The following is a 7,851-nucleotide window of genomic DNA, read 5'->3' on the forward strand; positions in this document are numbered from 1 at the left end:
GAAAATCATCTGAATAAGCATGCGATGCATCTGCTTCGGCTTTTCATGATGGCATTTGATATCCTGGAAAAAGAAGAGTTATGCACTTACCGGGAAAAAGAGCATGATTTACTGATGAGTGTGAGAAATGGAGCATTTCAGCGGGAAGACGGCATGTACCGGGATGAATTTTATGAAATTTTATCGGGATACGAAAAACGTCTGGAAGAAGCAGCGAAAAATACCTCTTTACCGGATGAGCCTGATAAACAGAAAATTGAAGATTTCGTAATGAGTGTTAACCAGCGGGTTATTATAGGGATTTAAAACATGAATGATTAAATACGCTTTGTATAGGAAGGCAGTGTGTGGAAAGAGAAGGGGGCGGAACGGGACTGAGGTTTGGAAGGATTAACGCAGAACTGCTACACGCCTTCCAAAACCCAGTCCCGGTCCCCCATTCTCTTTGTGAGATGCAGTTTGCTGATACAAAGCTGGTTTTCTCAGAATGTTTGTACCCTGGGGTGTGGCGGACACTATTGAGATAGAACGGATATAGAGCAAGTGACCTGAAAAGTGCGTTATAGTACTAAGGAATCTGCAGTCTCTCTCCAATCAGAATAAAGCCAGGATTAGACAAATAGTTCATTGAGGCAAGCGTGCTGACAGTAGTATGGAATCTGACAGCGATTGCCCAGAGGGTATCCCCTGGTTTAACCGTATACCACTGGATCGGATTTTGGGTACCGCTATTGGTTTTGCAGGGAATATTAAGTTTTTGTCCGGGATAGATCAGACTTTCATTTTGAATCTGATTCAGACTTACAAGTACTGCGATACTGGTATGATATTGGTTTGCGATTGCCCAGAGTGTGTCCCCTGGTTTTACCGTATAGGTCAGGTAAGTCTGAGCAGCCGGTGTATCATCCCTTATGGGAATGCGGAAAATCTGACCCGGATAAATGAGGTTTGGGTCTGACAGCGCATTTTCATTTGCAATGGCGGTGATACTGGTATGATAGAGATGAGCAATATTCCAAAGCGTATCGCCGGGTCTTACCTCATAATCCACATAAGAAGTGGAAGGGTTTTGTGGTGGCGGAACGTTAGTTACCGGTCCGCTGTTGTTTAAAAAGATACCATCGGTAAAATAGTCCAGATCCACAGGGGTACTGATCCCTGGTATGCTGCCGGTATCCGAATACTGCCAGCCTACCCAGAAACTCCAATTCGAAGTGTCGGAAGGAGAGGAGACGCCGTATTCTGCAACCCACAGCGGGTAGTTGGTAACGGCTCCGCTAAATGAGTAGCCAGCATTGTAGGAATCGCTGTAGACTACAGCTTTCCTGCCGCTTAACTGTTCCACAGTCTGAATAAATGCTAATCCGATGGCATTTATTTCTGTATCAGTGAGATATTGAAGGTCTTCAAAATCCATAGCCAGACGGCAGTCAAAATCTTTTCCCTGAATGGTATTTATAAAAAATTGTGCCTGATACTGTGCCTGTGAGATGCTTCTTGCCGTTACATAATGGTAAAAGCCAATGGACAGCCCGGCAGCAGATGCTTTACGGTAATTCTCCTCAAATTTCGGATCAATATAATCGCCACCCAGACTGGAACGAATATAGACAATCTGTATTCCGGAGTCAGCAACCTGCTCAAAATCAATGTCTTCCTGATAAAAGCTCACGTCAATTCCACGGTAAAGAGGATGTGACGAAGGAGGAATCGCAGAAACCATAAAAGCAGGAAAGAAGGAAAACAGCAGCACAATTGATAAAAGAATAGATAAAATTTTCTTAAGCATATAACCTCCTTTGCAAAATATTTGCTTTAAGATAATATATGGTACAAGAAAATAAATGTTATGGAAATAATAACAGAAAAAGCACCCGGGTCAACTGATGGTCCGGATGCTCTAAAGCTTTCAGAAAGCTATATTCATATTTAGGAATGCTTTTTCTTCTTTTTATTTTTGTTTTTCGTGCTGGACTGGGCAGCGGTCTCTTCTTCCTCTTTTTCCAGTTCGCTTACCATGTGTTCCATAACGGATTTACAGGACTGGGGAAGTTCAGAAACTTCATAATTATTATAACCTTTATGATCCATAACCACATCTCCTTTCTACATACTGTTACGGCAATCATTTGCCATATGTTTAGTATGCGCAGGAGGCAGTTTCTTATAAGTGGTATATAGTGCCTGCCAGCGCAGATATCAGGCATTATAGATCGACGTATTTTCACCGGGAGGATCTAGCATATCTGCTCTTTTTGCACAATGAAAGACTTCCAATTGTAAAATGAATACATTGATTGCAGCATCCAGGGCGTTCATGACAATATCAGCAATAACAGCCAGCCCCAGAGCTTCTGCAGGAATCCCCGCCTGTACAAACAACACGGCGTATCCGGCGAGAAGTCCTCCGGGAACAGAAGGAGCCGCTGATGCCAGTACAAAGGATACGATCATGGTTATCACCAGCATGCCGATGGTTATCTTAACCTCGTATGCCTTTGCGCAAAATACCGTCAGTAGAATTAGGTGCACCACGGCAGCAGGTTTAAATACCACGCTTCCAAAAGAAATCGTAAATTTAGAAAGCCTGTGGTCGATTCCCAGCTTTTTATCACAGTTATTTCTCATAACAGAATAAGCGGCTGATGAAGAAGCATTTACTAAGGCTAGGAGTGTTGAAGGCATAATAATCTTTAAGATACGCAATGGTGAAATTCCTTCTTTTACTCTGACCGATACCAGATATAAAAGGAAAACAATTGCCATGCACAGCAGATAGACGCCTGCCATCTGCAGCATATATAAAAGCAGCGGTATGTAATTGCCTGCAAGAAGCCGGTAAATACTTAAAAATATGAAAAACGGTGAAATGGTGGCAAAAAAGCCGACAATGCATTGAGAAATGGCGCTGCATTGTTCCATTAACTGTCCGGCAATGCTGATCCTGTGCTGCAGCAGAACCATTGCCATACCAACAAGTACAGCCAGAACGATAATCTGTATGGCATTTCCGTTTTGGAAGGGGTCAATCATATTCTCAGGAATTGCGTCGAGAAGTAATTGGAAAATGGATTCTGACTGTATGCCCTCAGCTCCTGCTGATGGTAAATGTACTTTTGTAAACACAGATGCAGCAATCCCGCCTAATAGGGTCATCCCTATGAGGATACCACTGAAGTGCCAGAGTACTTTTTTACCCACACTTCCCAGCCGGTTAGGAGCTCCGATATGGTAAATTCCCCAGACAACAGCAAAAAACAGCATTGGACAGATCACCGTGGTCAGGATACTGGTGAATTTGTCAAAGAGGGGAGCTGCCACCTGGTTTAGTATAAATTCTGAGACTTCCAATGGCAGGTAATGGGTGGTTACTCCTGCTACAAGTGCCAGAAGAACCGCAATTGCAATTGGTAAAAATGGATTGGAAGCCTTGTGTTTGATATTTGCAGAAACAATATTCATGCCCTTGGAGTAGACATAGCCGCAGCCGCTTCCGCTGCCAATAGCCGCCAGAAATGGCTGGCTGAAAAATGCATCCCCAAACTGGTCATCGTCATTCTGCTCATATGGATTTGCTTCTTTTCCCTGTACTTTCAGCGTAATCTGCACTTTTTTCAGACGCGTCTGGATAATTAATTCTCCGGTATTGGGAGCCAATCCTTTTTCCATCCAGCTGTCCAGTGCTTTTTCCATAGAGAGGCGTATCTTTAATATTTCTTCCGGTTCCACAGAAAGCTGCTGCAATGTTTCCACTATGAGATCAGCAACCATTTCCGCATTCTGTTCCGACAATATAAACTTCTTTGTTTTTAACATCTTGCTATCACATCCTTTTTGGGAGCAATCTAAGAAATCCAGCATTGCTCAAATAAACAGGTAATCCTGTATCAGTTAAATGCTCTGTATGTTTATATTATGTATCAGTTTCAAATTATATTAAAAGAGTATATCATACCTGGTGCAGAAAACAATAAAAAATGTAGGTGTATTCATTTATAAAAAGTGAAGATAAGCTTATGAAAAGTTTAACATTGCTATTTGCGTTCATTTAAATTATAATAAAATAAGAAAAATTACGCAATAAGTGCCAAATGAAGGAGAAGATCGGAAGATTGGAAAAATGGAAAGACTACGACGAATTGATGAAGGAGAATCCGGAATTGGCAGAGAAGCTGAACCGAAGCTCCAAAGAAAGGTTGTTAGATAAGAGAAATATAGACGGGATTGCAAAAGCGCTGTCCCGCTATGTTTACAAAAATAATGCGGCAGCAGATATAGTGATAAAGGCGGTAAAAGAGGGACGTTGGCTGCAATTAGAACTTCTATATGGCTATTATAGCGGATTTGAAGATGACCGGGAAGAGGGAGGATGCGCAGAAGCAGATTTGGAACAGCTCTTAAAAGAGTTGCTCAGGAGTTTTGTGTATTGATTCATAAGATATGAAATGAAGAGAGGGTAACATATAAATGAAAGAAAAAACATTTGCAGTATTGATCGACTCAGACAATATTTCTTCAAAATATATTTCCTGTATTTTGAATGAAATGACCAAGTACGGAGTCATCACATACAAGAGAATTTATGGAGACTGGACCAGTGCCCAGACAACGAAGTGGAAACAAGCACTGTTAGAAAATTCCATTATGCCGATTCAGCAGTTCAGCAACACCGTTGGGAAAAATGCCACGGATTCTGCACTTATTATTGATGCCATGGACATCTTGTACACCAATAATGTGGATGGTTTCTGTATCGTATCCAGCGACAGCGACTTTACGCGTTTAGCCAGCCGGCTGCGGGAATCCGGCAAAGATGTGATCGGGATGGGAGAGGAAAAGACCCCAAGGTCTTTCCGTGCGGCCTGTACGGTATTTACGAATCTGGAGATCTTGTTAGAACAGGATGAAGAGACACAGGAAGAGGTATTTGTCCACAAGGGTCGCTTAAGCGACAGTTCCATTGGAAGCAGAAACCGTATGGGAGACAGCCAGCAGGGTATGGAGGACAGCAGCATTATCAGCAAACGTGTCATTGAAAATGATATTGTGTCCATTATAACAGAAAATGATGACAAGGACCGAATGACCGGACTTGGTGAAATCGGCAGCCGTCTGGTGAAAAAATATTCCGATTTTGACGTCCGTAATTATGGATACAGTTCACTGTCTAAGTTTCTGGAAGAAATGGAAAGCTTTGAACTGACCAAGAACAACAATGCCATTATGGTTCGTATGAAGGACAATAATATTAAGAAAGAACAGTTGTCGGAATATGCTATTAATCTGGTGCGCAGCAGCGGCAGAGAAGGCATGGAACTGGCATTTCTGGGCAATCGGATTCACCGCAAGTTTGACAACTTTAAAGTCAAGGATTATGGATATGCAACCTTTGCAAAATTTGTCCAGAGCATCGGGCAGCTGGAAATCATAGAAAACAGGACGAAAAATAAGATTGTACATTTAAAGTCCAACGATTAATTTTACATTTACAAAAAGACAGTAAGGAAAATACATGACAGATAAAACAATAAAGATAATAAAGACAATAAAGGATTTTGATATTGCACAGATCGCTGATTCCGGGCAGTGTTTCCGCTTGAACAGAAGAGAAGACGGAAGTTATTCACTGATTGCCCGGGGACGGTATCTGGAAATATTGCAGCAGGAGGAAATAATTACTTTTTCATGTGACGAAGATGAGTTTCATGATATCTGGGAAACGTACTTTGACCTCATGACCGATTATGGGGCATTTAAAGCACAGATTGAAAGTAAGGACCAATACATGCAGCAAGCCAGCGCATATGGGAAAGGAATTCGCATCCTGCGCCAGGAACTGTGGGAAATGGTGATTACCTTTATCATATCCCAGCAGAATAACATCCCCCGAATAAAAAAATGCGTAGAGTCTCTTTGCAGAGCTTTCGGTGAAAAAAGAACGAATTTTCGAAATGAAACTTACTATACATTTCCGTCTCCGGAAGCACTTGCGGGTCTTAATGAAGAGGATCTGAATGCCTGCAGCCTGGGATATCGGAACAAGTATATCAGAAAAACCGCAGATATGATTGTAAGCGGGGATTATGATTTGTATCGTCTCTATGATTTGCATTATGAGGATGCCAGAAGAGAACTCTTAAAGCTGTGCGGAGTTGGAATAAAAGTGGCTGAATGCATATGTCTGTTTGCACTGCATCATATCGATGCATTTCCCATAGATACCCATATCCAGAAAGTATTAGACCGTCATTATCCCGATGGATTTCCATTTTCAAAATATCAGGGGTTTGCCGGAATATTGCAGCAGTATGCATTTTATTACGACGTGGAGCACTATTGATTTCTAAAGGCGGCTGATGTATACTTTACTTTGATTTTTAAATCTTACAAAAGAATAAAGGAGTAAAATCATGAATATTGTAATGTTAGAGTCTCTCGCAGTCAGTGAGGAGATATTAAATAGCTATGTAAAACCACTGGAAGAAGCAGGACATACCTTCCGGGCATATGAAAAAAGCAGTGACGTAGAAGTGTTAAAAGAGGAAAGCAGAGATGCGGATATCCTGATTCTGGCAAATATGCCTCTGAAACAGGAGGTAATCCGCAATTGCAGTCATTTAAAATTTATCGATGTGGCTTTTACCGGCGTGGATCATGTGGATCTTAATGCGGTTAAAGAAATGGGAGCAGCCCTTAGCAACGCTTCCGGATACTCGAATGAGTCCGTTGCTGAGCTTACCCTTGGCATGATGCTTTCTCTTCTTCGCAATGTTCCCCAGGTGGATGCACGCTGCAGAGAAGGAAAAACCAAGGATGGACTGGTTGGATTTGAATTAAAAGGAAAAACAGTGGGAATCATAGGTACAGGAGCAATTGGTCAGCGTACCGCTCAGCTTTGCAGTGCATTTGGATGCAAAGTCATTGCCTATAACGGTTTTTCTAAGAAAGAAAACAGCGAACGGATTACTTACCTGCCATTAAAAGAAATGCTGGAACAGGCAGATATTGTAGCACTTCACTGCCCGTTAACAGAGCAGTCCCGCCATCTTATTAATGAGGAGACAATCGGATACATGAAAAAATCAGCCATCCTGATCAATGCGGCAAGAGGGCCGGTTGTGGATTCTGATGCTCTGGCTAAAGCGCTGAATGATGGACGTATTGCGGGAGCAGGCATAGATGTATTTGAAGTGGAACCTCCGCTTCAAACGGATCACCCTCTGCTTCATGCAAAAAATACCATTGTGACACCTCATGTGGCATTTGCTACAAAAGAATCCATGGAAATCAGAGCAGAAATAGTATTCCGCAATATTGACCAGTGGTTAAAGGGTGAGCAGATCAATAAAATTTTGTAATTTCGGGAGCGTTTTTAGATGAATATAGAAAAAGTAAATGCGTACATGAAACGGGTCACAGAAGCAGAGGAAAAAACATTCCCATATAAAGGCAGATTAAAAGTAGGGCTGGACCTGGGTACGGCATATATTGTAATTGCCGTATTGGATGAAAATAATCAGCCTGTGGCATGTGAAAAACAAAGTGCCAAAGTACTGAGAGACGGCGTAGTGGTAGATTACCTGGGAGCGCTGGAAATCGTAAAAAAATTAAAAGCCAAGCTGGAACAACGCCTGAAATGTGAACTGACACAATGTGCAATAGCCATGCCTGCAGGTACACAGAGCAGTTTAAAGACTCATACTTATGTAGCAGAAGGAGCGGGATTCGAGGTCATTCGCGTTTGTGATGAGCCATCTGCCGCAAATTCGGTTTATGAGATAAAAGATGGCGTAATCGTTGACATCGGAGGCGGTACAACGGGGCTTGCCATTATTAAAAACGGAAAAGTAG

8 protein-coding genes and 1 pseudogene are annotated in these 7,851 nt (G+C 42.0%); 6 read left to right on the top strand and 3 right to left on the bottom strand.

The window, feature by feature from the left end; genetic code table 11:
* A pseudogene (locus ACH2DQ_RS16050) lies at positions 1–306 on the top strand (nucleotidyltransferase); the annotation flags it as partial.
* A 262-nt stretch (positions 307–568) separates the two neighbouring features.
* Here ACH2DQ_RS16050 and ACH2DQ_RS16055 read toward each other — a convergent pair.
* From ACH2DQ_RS16055 to ACH2DQ_RS16065, 3 genes are all read right to left on the bottom strand, one after another.
* Entirely contained in the window at positions 569–1,789 is a 1,221-nt protein-coding gene (locus ACH2DQ_RS16055; protein ID WP_394915321.1) for a LysM peptidoglycan-binding domain-containing protein, read from the bottom strand.
* A gap of 140 nt (positions 1,790–1,929) precedes the next feature.
* Positions 1,930–2,091: a hypothetical protein gene (locus tag ACH2DQ_RS16060; protein WP_394915320.1), complete on the bottom strand. Its 162-nt coding sequence runs from the start codon at positions 2,089–2,091 to the stop codon at positions 1,930–1,932.
* A 108-nt stretch (positions 2,092–2,199) separates the two neighbouring features.
* On the bottom strand, positions 2,200–3,816 hold the full coding sequence (locus ACH2DQ_RS16065; RefSeq protein WP_394915319.1) for a dicarboxylate/amino acid:cation symporter: 1,617 nt from the start codon (positions 3,814–3,816) through the stop codon (positions 2,200–2,202).
* A 296-nt stretch (positions 3,817–4,112) separates the two neighbouring features.
* Here ACH2DQ_RS16065 and ACH2DQ_RS16070 point away from each other — a divergent pair, with 296 nt between their 5' ends.
* From ACH2DQ_RS16070 to eutJ, 5 genes are all read left to right on the top strand, one after another.
* Positions 4,113–4,430, top strand: a complete 318-nt coding sequence (locus ACH2DQ_RS16070; protein WP_394915318.1) for a hypothetical protein — start codon at positions 4,113–4,115, stop codon at positions 4,428–4,430.
* A 37-nt stretch (positions 4,431–4,467) separates the two neighbouring features.
* A complete protein-coding gene (locus ACH2DQ_RS16075) occupies positions 4,468–5,478 on the top strand; it encodes an NYN domain-containing protein (RefSeq protein ID WP_394915317.1) in 1,011 nt (336 codons plus the stop codon).
* 34 nt (positions 5,479–5,512) lie between these two features.
* Positions 5,513–6,340, top strand: coding sequence for a DNA-3-methyladenine glycosylase family protein (locus tag ACH2DQ_RS16080; RefSeq protein WP_394915316.1), 828 nt, complete (start codon positions 5,513–5,515; stop codon positions 6,338–6,340).
* 70 nt (positions 6,341–6,410) lie between these two features.
* The gene (locus tag ACH2DQ_RS16085) at positions 6,411–7,358 is read left to right on the top strand and encodes a 2-hydroxyacid dehydrogenase (protein ID WP_394915315.1); all 948 of its coding nucleotides are present in this window, start codon (positions 6,411–6,413) and stop codon (positions 7,356–7,358) included.
* Positions 7,359–7,376: 18 nt separating this feature from the next.
* A partial coding sequence (gene eutJ / locus ACH2DQ_RS16090) for an ethanolamine utilization protein EutJ (protein WP_395027414.1) occupies positions 7,377–7,851 on the top strand: 475 nt, incomplete at its 3' end.

The sequence above is a fragment of the Robinsoniella sp. genome, assembly GCF_034124845.1.